Source organism: Hymenobacter lapidiphilus, from assembly GCF_013377885.1.
GTDB lineage: Bacteria > Bacteroidota > Bacteroidia > Cytophagales > Hymenobacteraceae > Hymenobacter > Hymenobacter lapidiphilus.
In genome coordinates this window covers 70,298-84,551 of record NZ_JABKAU010000009.1, presented here as the reverse complement: position 1 = coordinate 84,551, position 14,254 = coordinate 70,298, and the positions used below count along the sequence as shown (strand labels likewise).

The 14,254-nt window shown below is 61.7% G+C and carries 13 protein-coding genes; 7 read left to right on the top strand and 6 right to left on the bottom strand.

The window, feature by feature from the left end:
- Positions 1–18: 18 nt before the first annotated feature.
- On the bottom strand, positions 19–732 hold the full coding sequence (locus tag HW554_RS06770) for a hypothetical protein (protein WP_176907822.1): 714 nt from the start codon (positions 730–732) through the stop codon (positions 19–21).
- Positions 733–938: 206 nt separating this feature from the next.
- On the opposite strand from HW554_RS06770, the gene HW554_RS06765 reads away from it, so the two are divergent.
- The gene (locus HW554_RS06765; RefSeq protein ID WP_176907821.1) at positions 939–2,984 is read left to right on the top strand and encodes a matrixin family metalloprotease; all 2,046 of its coding nucleotides are present in this window, start codon (positions 939–941) and stop codon (positions 2,982–2,984) included.
- Positions 2,985–3,213: 229 nt separating this feature from the next.
- Here HW554_RS06765 and HW554_RS06760 read toward each other — a convergent pair whose 3' ends face one another.
- Positions 3,214–4,161 carry a 3-oxoacyl-ACP synthase III family protein gene (locus HW554_RS06760; protein ID WP_176907820.1) on the bottom strand — a complete coding sequence of 316 codons (948 nt, stop codon included), beginning with the start codon at positions 4,159–4,161 and terminating at the stop codon, positions 3,214–3,216.
- 159 nt (positions 4,162–4,320) lie between these two features.
- On the opposite strand from HW554_RS06760, the gene HW554_RS06755 reads away from it, so the two are divergent.
- Positions 4,321–4,914, top strand: coding sequence for a hypothetical protein (locus tag HW554_RS06755; protein ID WP_176907819.1), 594 nt, complete (start codon positions 4,321–4,323; stop codon positions 4,912–4,914).
- Between the two features lie 124 nt (positions 4,915–5,038).
- On the opposite strand, the gene HW554_RS06750 is transcribed toward HW554_RS06755, so the two are convergent.
- The gene (locus HW554_RS06750) at positions 5,039–5,755 is read right to left on the bottom strand and encodes a head GIN domain-containing protein (RefSeq protein ID WP_176907818.1); all 717 of its coding nucleotides are present in this window, start codon (positions 5,753–5,755) and stop codon (positions 5,039–5,041) included.
- Between the two features lie 106 nt (positions 5,756–5,861).
- Positions 5,862–7,913, bottom strand: coding sequence for a M13 family metallopeptidase (locus tag HW554_RS06745; protein WP_176907817.1), 2,052 nt, complete (start codon positions 7,911–7,913; stop codon positions 5,862–5,864).
- A gap of 115 nt (positions 7,914–8,028) precedes the next feature.
- On the opposite strand from HW554_RS06745, the gene HW554_RS06740 reads away from it, so the two are divergent.
- The 3 genes from HW554_RS06740 to HW554_RS06730 all read left to right on the top strand — a co-directional run bounded on the left by HW554_RS06740 (position 8,029) and on the right by HW554_RS06730 (position 9,357).
- Positions 8,029–8,451, top strand: a complete 423-nt coding sequence (locus tag HW554_RS06740; protein ID WP_176907816.1) for a hypothetical protein — start codon at positions 8,029–8,031, stop codon at positions 8,449–8,451.
- Positions 8,452–8,513: 62 nt separating this feature from the next.
- Positions 8,514–8,921 carry an alternative ribosome rescue aminoacyl-tRNA hydrolase ArfB gene (gene arfB, locus HW554_RS06735; protein WP_176907815.1) on the top strand — a complete coding sequence of 136 codons (408 nt, stop codon included), beginning with the start codon at positions 8,514–8,516 and terminating at the stop codon, positions 8,919–8,921.
- A 19-nt stretch (positions 8,922–8,940) separates the two neighbouring features.
- Entirely contained in the window at positions 8,941–9,357 is a 417-nt protein-coding gene (locus HW554_RS06730; RefSeq protein WP_176907814.1) for a hypothetical protein, read from the top strand.
- Positions 9,358–9,465: 108 nt separating this feature from the next.
- Here the strand turns inward: HW554_RS06730 and HW554_RS06725 are convergent, their stop codons facing one another.
- Both HW554_RS06725 and mgtE read right to left on the bottom strand, forming a co-directional pair.
- Positions 9,466–9,828, bottom strand: coding sequence for a hypothetical protein (locus tag HW554_RS06725; RefSeq protein ID WP_176907813.1), 363 nt, complete (start codon positions 9,826–9,828; stop codon positions 9,466–9,468).
- Positions 9,829–10,103: 275 nt separating this feature from the next.
- Complete coding sequence (gene mgtE / locus HW554_RS06720; RefSeq protein ID WP_176907812.1) at positions 10,104–11,489, bottom strand: magnesium transporter; 1,386 nt, start codon at positions 11,487–11,489, stop codon at positions 10,104–10,106.
- A 551-nt stretch (positions 11,490–12,040) separates the two neighbouring features.
- Between mgtE and HW554_RS06715 the strand changes: the two genes are divergently transcribed.
- Positions 12,041–12,859 carry a cyanophycinase gene (locus tag HW554_RS06715; protein ID WP_176907811.1) on the top strand — a complete coding sequence of 273 codons (819 nt, stop codon included), beginning with the start codon at positions 12,041–12,043 and terminating at the stop codon, positions 12,857–12,859.
- Positions 12,860–13,031: 172 nt separating this feature from the next.
- On the top strand, positions 13,032–14,240 hold the full coding sequence (locus HW554_RS06710; RefSeq protein WP_176907810.1) for an OmpP1/FadL family transporter: 1,209 nt from the start codon (positions 13,032–13,034) through the stop codon (positions 14,238–14,240).
- Positions 14,241–14,254: the final 14 nt, after the last annotated feature.

Sequence of the window (14,254 nt, the reverse complement as noted above, 5' to 3'; positions counted from 1 at the left end):
GGCGCTCCGGGGCAATGGCTACTTATGAATCAGACTGATTTTAACGCCTAACTCCAGGCCTATTCCCAGTGCCCGGCTTTGGGTAGGTGCTGAAGCGGGATTGTAGCGGTAGGTACGCGAGTTGGCCACTCCGGCGCCGATATAGGCATCGAGGAGGCCCCGTCTGCCCAGTTGGCGCTGTATGCCCCAGCGCCCCGTCAGGGTGCTGTAATCGTATTCAAAAGAGCGTCGGTTGAAATTGTAGGGCAGGTCGCGGCGGAAGTAGTTGTTGAGCTGCAGGGCTACGTAAGGCCCCTCGTACGGGCCTGTCCGGCGGCCTTTGGCGCGCCGCTTCTCCTGGTGATAATAGTGGCGGATACCGGCATCAAGGCCCAGCTGCTCCAGCTTCAGCCCCTCCCGGTTCGTTGAAAAGCCGATGCGCCGTTCGCCGATATTCCAGAGGCTGGAGCCGTTGAGCGTAGCCGTCCACCCGGGAGCCAGCTGCTGCTCAATACCCAGCACCAAAGGCAGCGACAAACCCCGGAAGCTTCCGTAGCCCGAACCATCGAACAGGCCCGTTCCAAGTTTGAGGAGTGGCCCGGTCCGGGTGGGGGCGTCGGTGGTTAGGGGGGTAGGAGTCCCCGGTGCCGCAGGGTCTGGGGCCGCGGGGGCCTGCTGGGCGAAGGCGGCCGGGCGGGCCAGCAGCAGGGCGGCCGCGGTCAGGCCGGCGGCAGTCAGCAAAGAAATACGCATAACAGATAATGGGGAGAAGGAAGAATTTGATAGCAGGAGTTCGGGCAGATAGTACGAGGTTGCATCGAGCAGCTAATTGCGCGGCATAACCGGCGTAACCATTAGGAATTAACCCAATGAAATATCTCGATTTGACAGCCCGCCGGCCCACTTATTCCCGTATGTATTCCGGTATGAAGTTTTCCGCTCTATTCCTTCTACCATTCTTGGCGTTGCCGCTGCAGGTAGCAGCCCAAACGGTAGCACCCGGTACTCCGGCTTCTGCCACCCATTGCCTGCTCGTGCCGCTCGATCCCGCGCTACGGGCCATCCGCGCCGTCCGCATCGTGGAGGCCGTGGTGGTAGGCAGCGAGGGCCTGCAGGCTGCCAACGGCCGCCTCTACACCCGCCACCAGCTACGGGTATTTCGCCAGCTGAAGGGAGCCCCTGATTCGGTACTGACCGTGTTTACCGAGGGCGGTACGCTGGGCCTGCGCCGTGAAGTACTCACCAACACGCTGCAGCTGGTGCCCGGCGAGCAGGGAATCTTCTTTCTGGAGCCGGCCACTGTGCCCGGGCAGGTGGGCTGGCAGGTGTTCGGCAGCCAGCAGGGCTTTATCCGTTACCATTTGGCTGACCTGACGGCCGCCGAGCCGTTCCGCCGATACGCCAGCCCTGCTGCGGCCGTGGCTACGGTGACGGCCGCGCCGCGCGAGGTGCAGCCCAATCTGGCCCTGGCGGCAGCCCGCTTGCAGCACAGCCAGTTGGTTGCTGCCCGGCCGCAGGCGGCGGTTATCAGTGGGGTGTCGCCGCTGCGCCTGTCGGCCGGTACGGGCGCGGTGCTTACCATTACGGGCAGCGGTTTCGGCCCCGGCCGGGGCACCGGCATCGTGGAGTTTCGCAATGCCGACGATGGCGGCGGCACTTTCACCAGAGTAAACGACGACGATTATGTGAGCTGGACCGATACCCGGATTCAGGTGCGGGTGCCGGCCCTGAGTGCTACCGGCAACCCGGCCGGTACCGGTCCGGTGCGCGTAACGCCCGCCGGAACGGGCCAGCTGGCGGTGCTGAGCCTGCAAACAGTGCTCATCGAGTTTGCCGCTACTAACGTGCGCGATACCAACACGGGCCAGCGCGCCGTGCCCGCCCACCGCGACCAGAATGGGGCCGGGGGCCTCACGTTTCGCTTCGAACCAAGCTTTGTTGCCAACGCGGCGGCCGCGGCGGCCTGGCAGCGGGCGCTTGCCAGCTGGCGCTGCCAAACCGGTATCAACTGGGAGCTGGGCCCGCCGCGTACCAGCACGGGGGTAGCTGCCGACGGCGAAAACACGGTGGGCTTTGATACCGGTAGCCAGCTACCGGCCGGCGTGCTGGGCCGCACCACCAGCTACTACGAGGGCTGCTACCGCCCCGATGGCACGGTGGCGTTCTTCGTGAAGGAAATTGATACGCAGTACGATGACGCGGCCGCCTGGCAGTTCGGGCCGGCCAACCCGGCTGGCACCCAGCTCGACTTCGAGTCGGTGGCGGTGCATGAGCTTGGCCATGCCCAACAGCTTTCCCACCTGATTATGCCCAGCGCCGTGATGCACTTTGCCATTGCCCGCGGGCAGCGCAGCCGCACCCTGGCCCCGGCCAGCGACATAGCCGGGGGGCGCTACGTGCTGCGCGCCCGCAGCTTCCGGCCCGATGTGTGCGGCCCCGCCGCCATGCTGCCTGCCCCGCTGGCCAGCCAGCAGGCCACGCCCGGCCCCGCCGGCGTTGAGGTGGAATGGGCCACCCGCGCCGAGTGCTACCTGAGCGGCTTTGTGCTGGAGCGCGCGCCGCTTGACACGACGGCCGGCTGGCAGCCCGTAGCGGAAGTAGCCGCCGGAGCCGGCCCGTACCGCGCCCTCGACCCGCAGCCGCTGCCCGGCCTGAGCTACTACCGCCTGCGGCTGAAGCGGCCCGATGGCTCGCTCGATGCGGCCCGGCCGCTGCTGGCAAGCCGCAACGCCACCGCGCAAACCGGCCTGACAGCCTTTCCCAACCCCTTCGACCAAAACGGGCCGGCGCTGCGCCTGCAGTACGGGGCCGGAGCCGCTGCCGGCTCCCTCACGCTGCGCTTCTATGATGCCGTGGGCCGCTATTATGACGGCCGTCGCCTCGATTACGAGCCTGGCCTCAGCCTGCTGAGCACCACGCTCCCCGACCTGCGCCCCGGCCTGTACCTGCTCCGCTGGACCGACTCGAACGGCCCCGCCGGCACCACGCGCCTACTGGTGCGCTGAGGTATATAGCGCAAATCTTGAGTCGCGTCTCTACACACCGTGCAGTGATTTGAAAAATACGCTAGGTGGGAGTTAATGCCAGAATGGTCAGGTTTCACCCCAGCCCAAAGAACCGAAAGGCACAGCGCCCCTGATGCCACAATGGGGTCAGGGGCGCTGTGCTTTTCGGTTCTTTGTTTCGAAAAATCTGGTTGACCTGTTGCGTGTAAGCGCTGGCTAATGCCGGCGCTTACCGCTCCAGCAGCATGGCCCCGTAGGAGTAGCCGCCCCCAAAAACCGTAACCACCACCTGGTTGCCAGGCTGCAAATCGGGCCAGGTGCTGCCCAGGGCAATGGCCGCGCCCGCGCAGCCGGTATTGCCCAGATCCTGGATATTCGACACGGCGCGCTCGTCGGGCAGGCCCAGCTGCTGCAGCACATTTTTGGTGATGCGCAGGTTGGCCTGGTGCGGAATCAGGTAGGTTAGCTCTTCCACCGGCACGTTGTTGCGGGCCAAAATTTCCTGGGTTACCCGCGTCATGTAGGTGCAGGCGTGGATGAATACGTCTTTGCCGTAGGGCATCACAATGCCCTTTTCCACGGGCTTGAGCGTCACCGACTCGTCGGCTTTGCCGATGTTGCCGGCCCCGCCGGTACGGATGTCGCGCACCCGCAGGTCGGCGGGGGCAAGGCGGTCCAGCGAAACCAGCAGCGCCGCTGCGCCGTCGCCCCACAGGTGGCCGGCTACGGTGTCGTCCTCGTTGTTGTAGGCCGTGTTATGCTCACTCACGATAACCAGCGCCCGGCGGGCCTTACCCATGGCAAAGTAGCCCTCCACAATTTCCAGTGCATTCAGCAACGACGAGCAGGCCGACGAAATGCTCACCACCGGAATATCCGACACGTTGATTTCGCGCTGCACGGCGTGGGCCACGGTGTAAATCGTGTCGTGGGGCGTGTAGGTGCCGGCCACAATCAGGTCTACATCGGTGGCCGCGAAATCGGGGGTCTGGGCCAGCACCCGGCGAGTGGCCTCGACGGCCATGGTGTTGGTGTTTTCGCCGGGAGCCGCTTTCCGGCGCGTCCGGATACCGGTGCGCTCGGTTATCCACTCGCTCGAAAGACCGTTGAGGCGAGTGAAATGGGCATTGTCGATGATTTCGGCGGGCAGGTAGGACGCGACCTGATGAATATACACGGGTGAGTGGAGCGGTAGAGGCGGGCGAAAAATAAAGGCCGCAAGTTACGTGGTTTGTACAGAGCGCGACGTTATTGCGCCCTACCGACGTACTTTGTACCTCCTTGGTTGCCTCAACGCGCAGCCCAGCGTCGGGTTCAACTACCCCTTTATAAGATTATGACCTTTCCGTTTTCTGCCTGCCCGGCCGCGCCCCGCGCCGGCCTGCTGGCTGGCCTGCTGCTATCAACGGCCGCCGCTTTTTTGGCCCCATCGGCCGCCCACGCCCAGAAATACATTACCGCCGCCGGCCTGCGCATAGGCGGGGGCCAGTACGGCCTCACATTGCAGCAGAAATTTGCGCCCAAAGCCACCATTGAGGGCCTGGCTTTGGCCAGCTCGCGCGAAATAAGCGCCACGCTGCTGGCTGAGCGCCACTTCGGTATCCTGGGGCCCAGCCTTAATTACTACCTCGGCGCGGGCGGCCACCTCGGCCACCACAAAGACGACGGCACATTTGGCGGCTTCGATGTCATTATCGGGGCCGAATATAAAATAGCCTTCGTGCCACTCGTAGTCAGCGTTGATTTCAAGCCCACCGTCGAAATCAATTCCGCCGACTGGGCCCGCTTTCCCACTGCCTTCTCGGTGCGCTACATTATCATCAAGGAGAAAACCAGCTTCCTGGGCGGCATTTTTGATGGTAAAGACCAGAAGAAATCCAAGTCGAAGAAGAAGGATAAAGGCAAAGGCGGCGGGTTGTTCGGTCTTTGAGAAGGTCGCGTATCAGCACGACGTAGGGGCGGGGCTTGCCCCCGCCCGCCGTTAAACGATTCGGCAACGGGCCGTTGTACGAACCCAACGGCGGGCGGGGATAAGCCCCGCCCCTACGCAATATCTACAGCTTACGTACCCGGCCACTGCCAGCAACCGAACTGTTCACGCGAGGGTTGCCGCGCACGTACACGCTGCCCGAACCGGCAATGCGGGCGTCGAGCGTTTCGGTGGCCTGCACGCGGCAGCTGCCCGAGCCGGCAATGCGGGCATCACAGCTTTTGGTAGCCAGCTGCTCGGCCTGCACGCCGCCTGATCCGCTGATGCTGATTTGCTGACTCGTGGCCGTACCACCGCCAATCTTAAGGTTGCCCGAACCCGACACTGCCGAGCTAATCGTTTCCGCCGATACGCCGGCCAGCTCCAGGCTACCCGAGCCCGACACGGCCAGCCGCAGCTTGCTGGCCCGGATGGGCTCGGCGGCCCGCAAGCTGCCCGAGCCGCCCACGCTCAGTGCCGTAACGGTGGGCGCAGTTACGTAGATCGTGACTTTGCTCTTGAAATTGTAGGAGCTGAACAACCCGCTTTCACGCTTGGTATTGATGCGCAGCTTCCCGTCTTCGACTACGGTTTCCAGGCGCGCCAAATCGTCGGCATCACCCTGTACCTCCACTTTCTGAGGGCTGCCCTGGCGGAAAACAACCTGCATGGAGCCGCCCAGGCTCACGGCCGTGAAGGGCGCTACGGTGCGGGTTTCGCGGGTGTCGGCGGCGAAGGAATGGAAGGCGGTTAGTAGCAACGCGAGCAGCAAACCGGGCAGCAGGAAGCGGAGGTTTTTCATGGGGTAGAGGCTTGAAAGGTGAGACGTACCGGGGTAGATGCAGCGCTGGTGTGCGCCGTTGCCCGGACCCAAAAAAATAGGCGGGCCGGGCAACGGTATCGTCAGCCTACCAGATTTTCACCCGGGCCGAATCGGGCCGGTAGAGCTTGTCGCCGGGTTTTACATGGAAGGCTTCGTAGAAGGCGGGCACGTCGGCGAAGGGGCCGTTGATGCGGTACTGAGCCGGCGAATGCACGTCGGTGAGCAGGGCCTGGGCCAGCCGCTCGGGGCGCTGGTGGGTTTGCCAGCCCAGCGCGTAGCCCAGAAAGTAGCGCTGCACCGGCGTTAGGCCCCCAATTTTCTCGCCCTTTTTGTACTGTTCGGTTTTTTTGAACGCATCGAGCCCGATGACGATGCCGCCCAAATCGGCAATGTTCTCGCCGGCCGTAGCCTTACCGTTGATGCGCAGCGAATCGAGCACCTGATAGCTGTTGAACTGGCGCACAATGCCGCGCACGCGCGCATCGAAGGCCTGGCGGTCGGCCTTGGTCCACCAGCTGCGCAGGTTGCCCTTCTCATCGAACTGGCTGCCCTCGTCGTCGAAGCCGTGGGTAAGCTCGTGACCGATGGTGCTGGCCCCCGCGTAGCCATAGATGATGGCGTCGTCGGCCTCGGCATCCACCAGACCCGGAATGGAGAAGATAGCGGCCGGCAACACAATTTCGTTGTTGCTCGGGCTGTAGTAGGCATTGTAGGTCTGGGGCGTCATGCCCCACTCGGTGCGGTCGACGGGCTGGCCGAGCTTGCGGGCCTCGTAGCGGTAGCGCCACTGGTTGGCCCGCATCACGTTGGCGGCGTACGAGTCGCGCTTGATTTCCAGCGACGAGTAGTCCTTCCACTTATCGGGGTAGCCCACTTTACGGCTGATTTTGGCCAGCTTCACCAGTGCCTTCTGCTTGGTCGAGTCGCCCATCCAGTCCAGCGCCCCGATGTGCTCGCGGAACGAGGCCGTTATGTTCTCGGTGAGCTGCTCGTAGCGCTTCTTGGTTTCGGGGGTGAAATATTCTTTCACAAACTGCTGGCCCAGCACCTCGCCCAGAGCGGCTTCTTCGGCGTCGAGTACCCGCTTCCAGCGCGGGCGCTGCTCGGTGGCGCCTTGCAGCACGGTGCCATAAAAACGGAAGTTTTCCTGGTCGAAGTTCTGGCCCAGGTAGGCGGCGTAGGCGTGCACCAGCTGCCACTGCAGGTAGGCCTGCCAGTCGGCGAGCGGGGCGGTGCGTAGCAGGCGGCTGGCTTCCTGGTAGAACTCGGGCTGGCCCACAATCACGGTGTCGACCTTGGCAAACGACATTTCGGCCAGCCAGGGCTTCCAGTTGAGGCCGGGCGTGAGAGCGTCGAGCTGGGCCAGACTCATCTTGTTGTAGTTGGCGTAGGGGTCGCGCAGGGCTTCGAGCTTGCGCGAGGCCCCGGCCAGCCGGGTCTCCAGCGCCAGTACGCGCTTGGTGCTGGCCTGGGCCGTGGCCGCATCCTGGCCCAACAGCCCGAACATGGTGCCCAGGTGCTTCTCGTACTCCTTCCGGATGTTGGCCGTGCGGGCATCCTTGTTGAAGTAGTAGTCGCGGTTGGGCAGCCCCAGGCCCGCCTGCCAGAGGTAGAGGGCCATTTTGTCGCTGTTCTTGGCGTCCTGCTGCACGTAGCCGCCTAGCAGCGCGTTCACGCCCAGCTGTTGCAGGCGCGCAATGGCGGCCTGCACGCCCGTTACGGTACTGATGTTCCGGATGCGCGTCAGCTCGGCCTGCAGCGGGGCCAGGCCCTGCTTATTCACAGTGGCACTGTCCATGCCCGTGGCCCAGAAGTCGCCGATTTTCTGCTCCGTCGAGCCGGGGGCGGCGGTGGCTTTGGCGGCATCCTCGTTGAGCTTGCGCAGGCGGCCGTAGATTTCGTTCTGTACTTCCTTGCCGATGCCCCAGTTGCTTTCGGAGGCCGGAATCGGGTGCTGCCTGAACCAGGTGCCGTTGGCGTAGTTGTAGAAGTCGTCGCCGGGCCGCACAGTGGTATCGAGGTTGGCGCTGAGCAGATCGGGCTTGGCGGCGCCGGCTTTATCGTTGGGGCCGCAGGCGGCTACGGCCAGCCCCAGTAGCGGGGCCAGCAACAGGCCCGGACGCAGAAATTGCTTCATGTTTTTCCGTTGTTTGTTTTCTGTAGCTCGTTATTTTTTCAGTGGAAAGGTAGCAGTAACGGCTGGCTAATCAACCCCTTTCAAAAGTCAAATAACAAAAACCAAACAACGAAAAGTGAATCATCTGCTCCTGCTCAACTTCGGCCTGGCCGCCTACCTCACCGGCCTCATCTGGACGGTGCAGCTCGTGCATTACCCCGGGTTCGCCCGCGTGGAGCCCGCGCAGTTCGCGCAGTTCCACCGCGAGCATTCTACCCGCATGAGTTGGGTAGTGATGGGGCCAATGCTGCTGGAGCTGGGCGCGGCCGGCTGGCTGGCCTGGCAGGGCATGGGCCTGAGCCCGGCGGCCCGCTGGGGCCAGCTGGCACTGGTGCTGGTAGCCTGGGGCAGCACGTTTCTGCTTAGCGTGCCCTTCCACAACCGCCTGGCCCGCGACGGCTACAGCTACATTGCCATCGACGGCCTAGTACGCACCAACTGGGCCCGTACCCTCGTCTGGACTGCCCGCTTGGTGCTGCTGGGGTATCTGATGTGGTGAGCGGCAAACCGCCGCTTAGGATGACAGTATCTTTACCTTCACGTTCCCCACAATTTAGCCCCATGCTTCCTGCCGCCGCTCACTTCCTGCCCGAACTGCAGTTCCAGACCAGCCGCAGCAGCGGGCCGGGCGGGCAGAACGTGAACAAGGTGGAAAGCCGCGTTGAGCTGCGTTTCCGCATCGCCGACTCGCAGCTGCTCAGCGAAGAGCAGAAGCAGACGCTGCTCGAAAAGCTGGCCTCGCGCCTCACCCAGGAAGGCGAGCTGTTGGTAACGGCCCAGGAAGACCGCAGCCAGCTGCGCAACCGCGAAACCGCGCTGCTCAAGTTTCATCAGCTGCTGGTTAAAACCCTGCACCGCCCCAAAACCCGCCGCCCCACCAAACCCGGCAAAGGTGCCGTGCGAAAACGCCTGGAATCCAAGAAAAAACACGGCGACAAAAAGACCAACCGCGGCCGGGTGGATTTCTAACTTGTAGTCATAATTTCCGATGAGCCAGGACAGCAAAGACAGAGGCGCGGTATCAGAACTGGTGGCGGTAATAAAAGCAGCAGTAATTATAATACTTGTCGGCTTTTTGCTCCTCGCCCTGCTTTTTGTATTACCGAGCTTTTTTATTCTCTTGGCATATCTGCTTGGGCTACTGTTGCCAGCACTTTTATATAGGGAAATTCGCAAGCATCGTCTATGGGCTGCCGCCCCGCGTCAAACAGCTTTTCGTTGGTGGATTTGGAGTGCCTATGTTAGTATGGTGCTTATGCTTGCCGGCGTTATCCTAGCGCAGAAATATTTAGGCTGGGTAATTAATGAAAACGAATTACTTGCACAAGGATTCTGGCTGTGGTTGCCACCGATGCTCGTGGCCCTGTTGCCGGCTTGGCTCCGGTACCGCGTCGCTGTCAAATAAACGCTTTCAAGGAGAAACCCAATTGAGCTTTTCCTATCAACTAGAAAGCCCCCGGCTGCTGCCACAAGAGGCGCAACCGGGAGCTTTGGTTTACAGCGAAACGCGCAATTACACCCGCTGGAAGTGCGAGGCTTGGCGGAGCGTCCGCTCACTGCCCGAGTTGGGGTCGTTGTAGGTATAGTCGCCTACTTCTACCGACAGCTTTTTGCCAACGAGCTGCTTGGTGTCGAGGTCCTGGCCGGCTTTGGGTTCAATGCCGACCATTTCATAAAGGCCCATGATAACGGGGCGACCGGCGTCGGAGAGGTAGAAGCGCTGGAGCACGAAGCCTTCCTCGTTTTCCATGCGGGCGGCGAAGAACGGAATGCCCTGGTTTTCGCTTTTGCCTTCCTCGATTTCGGTGATTTCAACCGTGTGGCGGCCATCGGATAAGAACCCTTTTTCCTGGCCTTTTTCAACTGGAATTTTCATGACGATACTACTGAGTGAGATTCAGTATTGCTAACGAAAATAGCCGATATAAAGTTGGCTAAAATCTATAGTAGTATCGGACTTGGGTTGTTAGCTGGTAGCCGCTAGTTGATCCAGGTTGCGAAGTGGTTTGCTGGAACGCTGTAGGGGCTCGCCCCCGCCCGCCGCGCCGTACACACCGCTTCACCGACTTTGTTCGATGGCACGAATGGCGGGCGGGGGCAAGTCCCTACAGCGTTCCAATAAGTCGGGTTAACTAACCGCTTAAAAAAAACCTACAGCAGCGTGCCGCGCAGCACCATCGTGGCCACCGTGAAGTAGATGATCAGGCCCGTAACGTCGACTAGCGTGGCAACGAATGGGGCCGAGGAGGTGGCAGGGTCGAGGCCCAGGCGTTTGAGCAACATGGGTAGCATGGCCCCGGCCAGCGCCCCCCATAGCACAATACCCAGCAGCGAGAAGCCTACCGTTACGGCAATCAGCGACCAGTAGGGGCCGAAGTAGCCGGGGTCGATGTACTTGGCCCACAGTACGATGCGCAGCGAGCCTACCACGCCCAGAATCAAACCCAGCAGCAGCCCCGACAGCAGCTCGCGCCGCAGAATCATCCACCAGTCCGATACCGTAAATTCGCCCAGGCTCATGGCCCGGATGATGAGCGAAGTAGCCTGCGAGCCAGCGTTGCCACCGGCCGAAATGATGAGCGGGATAAACAGGCCCAGCACCGCGGCCCGCTGCAAATCGTCTTCGTAGTGGTGCATGGCCGAAGTAGTCAGCATCTCACCCAGCAACAGAATCACGAGCCAGCCGGCCCGCTTCTTCACCATGCTCCAAATCGACGTGGCCAGATATGGCTCATCCAGTGCTTCCGAGCCGCCCAGCTTCTGGATATCCTCGGTGTCCTCTTCCTCCCGGATATCGAGAATGTCGTCAATCGTGACGATGCCGAACAGGATACCTTCGCTGTTGATAACCGGCAGGGCCACCCGGTCGTTGCGCCGGAACTCGTCGATGGCCTCCTCCTGGTCCTGCATGGTGTTGAGCGACACGAAGCGCCGGTCAAGCAGCTCGCTCACCCGCACTTCGGGCCCGGCCAGCAGAAACTCCCGGATGCGGATGTCGTCGATGAGCTTGCCCCGCTCGTCGGTGACGTACAGCACGCTAAGCGTTTCCGACTGTCCGCCGTGGCGACGAATGTATTCGAGCACCTGTTGTACGGTCCAGTGCTCGCGGATGGCAATGTAGTCGGGCGTCATCAGCCGGCCCACCGAGTACTCGGGGTAGCCCAGCAGCTCCAGCGTAATCTTGCGCTCGGGCTCCGAAAGGGTCTGGATCAGCTCCCGCACCAAATCGTCGGGCAGAAACTCCAGCAGCGCCGTGCGGTCATCGGGCGACATCTCGTTGAGAATGTCGGCCATTTTATCCTGGCTGAGATTGGCCAGAAAGTGCTTCTGAATGTCGAGGTTGAGGTACTCGAACACCTCGGTGGCCAGTTGCAGTGGCAGCAGCCGGAAGATGATGAGCTGTTCACGTTCTTCCTCTTCCTCCAGCAGCTCCACTACCTCGGCGGGTTCGAAGTTCTTGAGCGCTTCCTTGAGTTTGAAAAACTCGCCTTCCTGAATCAGGGACGTAATGTGTTCGAGGGTCGGGTGCTGATTCATGGACTGATGGGGAAGAAGCAGTTTTTCGCTAGGCAGAAGCAATTGGTGACTGGGCCGAACCGGCGCGCAAAAGTACGGCTTTCCCAACCCAATCGGTTCGGCAAAGCGCAACTTTCTCCCGCCCGACCAATGGCTCCAGGGGCAGCCCAAGCCAAAGGAAGCGTCCGCCGTAAGAGGGGGTTAGCGCGTTATCATGCTCCGGTAAGTTCAGTAAGGCACAGAGAATCCAGGCTGTGGAGGGCGCTGTACGTGCGGGGTTTGTCCCTGCCCGTCGTTGGATTCGTACCACGGTCTGTTACCGAATCGTTTAACGGCGGGCAGGGATAAGCCCCGCCCCTACAGCGTGCCGACAGGTCAATACCGCAAGTTGCGCTAGCTAGTGTTTTTTGCAGATAACCGATACCCGCTAAACCAGGCAAACCAGTTTGTGCTACTGCATGCTGCCCTGCCATGCACTACTGCTGGCTTTGCCGAATACTTGGCGTAATAGCCGTCGGGCTTGCCGAAACCAATAGGGGGTGTACTTTTGAACTCGCTCCTGCCGCTCTGCCATGCCCCAACCGCCCGCCGCCCTTCCTCTCGGCACGCTCGTCGCCCTCGGCGGCGGCGACGACGATGCCATGCTGGCCCTGCTCGGCGAGCTGCTGCCCACGCCCGAAATGCCGGTCGAAATAGTAACGGCTGCCTCCTGGACCAACGCGGCCATGACCGGCGCGGCCTACGAGCGGTCGTTTCGGGAGTTGGGCTGCCCGGCTGCCCGCCACCTGCCCATTAGTGAGCACCAGCCCGCCGACGCGCCCGCCACGCTGCGCCGCTTGGCCCGGGCCGGCCTCGTGTTCTTCTCGGGCGGCGACCAGGAGCGGCTGCTGGAGCTATTGGCCGGCACCGAATTCGCCCGCCAGCTGCGCCAGCGCTTCCACGACGACGAAACCTTTATAGTGGCCGGCACCAGCGCCGGCGCGGCGGGCCTGCCCGAACAGATGATTATCGACGGCTACGGCTGGCGCTCCTTGCGCAAGGGCGGCATCAAAACCGGGCCGGGCCTCAACCTGCTGCCCCGCCTGTTCATCGACCAGCATTTTGCCGAGCGCGGCCGCTTTGGGCGGCTGGCCCACGCCCTGCTGGCTCACCCTGCCTGCATAGGCCTGGGCTTGTCGGAGGAAACCGGTGTCATCATCCGCGGGGGCCGCTATGCTACTGTGTTCGGCGATGGTGTGGCTACCGTGATGGATGCCCGCGCGCTACACAATACCAACGTGGGCCGCATAGGGCGGGGCGAGCCCGTAAGCGGCCAAGACCTGCGCCTGCATTTGCTGGTAGCCGGCCAGCAGCTGGATTTGATTTCCCACGAAATCGGGAATTTCGCCTAAACTTAAGTCTCAGGACGCGGGGGTGCTTTTGCGCCTCTTGCAAATTTGTTCGGCTTGCCTACTATAAGTTGGCTTTTTGCTTACATTTAGGAGCGCTAAGCCCCCAAATTCTCACCCTTTCATTATTCGTATGAAATTTAAGTCTCTACTTCTGACAGGAAGTGCGCTGCTTTTGGCTACCGCGGTTTCGGCAGGTGGCTACCAGGTAACCCTGGCCGGCATCAAAAACAACGGCATGGGCGGCGTCGGCGTCGGCTTGTCGCTCGATCAGGCGGCCATGTTCTACAACCCCGGTGCCCTGGCCATGGTCCGCGACCGGGGGGTGCAGCTTGGTGCCAACTTCACGTTTGCCCGCAACTCGTTTGTGGCCGAAGGCAGCAACCAGCAGCGCGAGCTGCGCAACAGCGTGGTTACGCCGGTCAGCCTGTTTGCCGGTTTCGGCCCGCAGGAGGGTAAGTTTCGGGCCGGTATTGCGGTGTACACGCCTTTCGGCAGCAAGCTGCAGTACGCCGAGGGCTGGGAGGGTCGGACTTCGCTGACCGACATCGACCTGAAGTCGATTTTCGTGCAGCCAACAGTTAGCTACGCCATCACCGACCAGCTGAGCGTGGGTGCCGGCCTGGTGGTACTGGCCTATGGTGCCGTAAACCTGCAGCGCGACATTCCGCTGCCCGATTCGTTCGGCCACATTGAGTTGGACGGCAAGGCCGAAACCAAGCTCGGCTTCAACGCCGGTATCTTCTTCAAGCCTTCAGAAAAGCTGAGCCTGGGTATCAACTACCGCTCGAAAATTGATGCGCAGGTAAAAGACGGTGACGTAACGTTTACCAACATTCCAACTACTTTCCAGTCGCGTTTCCCGGCGGGTACCAAGTTCGCGGCCACGCTGCCGCTGATTGCCACTACGAGCATTGGTATTGGTGTGATGCCTACCGAAAACCTGACTATCGGCTTCGATGCCAGCCTGGCTAACTGGAGCGCCTACCGGACGCTACGCTTCGATTTCACCCAGCCGGTGAACGGCGCCGATTTCAGCGAGTCGCGCCGCGAGTACCAGGATGCCCTCACGTTCCGTTTGGGTGCCCAGTATAAGCTCACCAGCGGCCTGGTAGTGCGCGCTGGCGGCTCGTACGACGAGAGTCCGGTGAAGGATGGCTTCGTAACGCCCGAAACGCCCGACAACGACCGTTTGGGTGGTACCATTGGTGCTTCTTACAACTTCGGCAAGCTCGGCATCGACCTTTCGGCCCAGTACATCGGCATCCAGAAGCGTACCCAGACCCAGCAGGATCTGCTGAATAACGGTACCACCGACCGGATTGCTGGCACCTACAAGACCAATATCGTGATTCCCGGCATCGGCCTGAATTACACCTTCTAGTTCTAACCGCGACT

What these genes read in the sequence shown, in the direction of transcription:
- HW554_RS06770 (WP_176907822.1), bottom strand. Translation starts at nt 732, where the DNA reads ATGCGTATTTCTTTGCTGACTGCCGCCGGCCTGACCGCGGCCGCCCTG.
- HW554_RS06755 (WP_176907819.1), top strand. Translation starts at nt 4,321, where the DNA reads ATGACCTTTCCGTTTTCTGCCTGCCCGGCCGCGCCCCGCGCCGGCCTG.
- HW554_RS06750 (WP_176907818.1), bottom strand. Translation starts at nt 5,755, where the DNA reads ATGAAAAACCTCCGCTTCCTGCTGCCCGGTTTGCTGCTCGCGTTGCTA.
- HW554_RS06745 (WP_176907817.1), bottom strand. Translation starts at nt 7,913, where the DNA reads ATGAAGCAATTTCTGCGTCCGGGCCTGTTGCTGGCCCCGCTACTGGGG.
- arfB (WP_176907815.1), top strand. Translation starts at nt 8,514, where the DNA reads ATGCTTCCTGCCGCCGCTCACTTCCTGCCCGAACTGCAGTTCCAGACC.
- HW554_RS06730 (WP_176907814.1), top strand. Translation starts at nt 8,941, where the DNA reads ATGAGCCAGGACAGCAAAGACAGAGGCGCGGTATCAGAACTGGTGGCG.
- HW554_RS06725 (WP_176907813.1), bottom strand. Translation starts at nt 9,828, where the DNA reads ATGAAAATTCCAGTTGAAAAAGGCCAGGAAAAAGGGTTCTTATCCGAT.
- mgtE (WP_176907812.1), bottom strand. Translation starts at nt 11,489, where the DNA reads ATGAATCAGCACCCGACCCTCGAACACATTACGTCCCTGATTCAGGAA.
- HW554_RS06715 (WP_176907811.1), top strand. Translation starts at nt 12,041, where the DNA reads ATGCCCCAACCGCCCGCCGCCCTTCCTCTCGGCACGCTCGTCGCCCTC.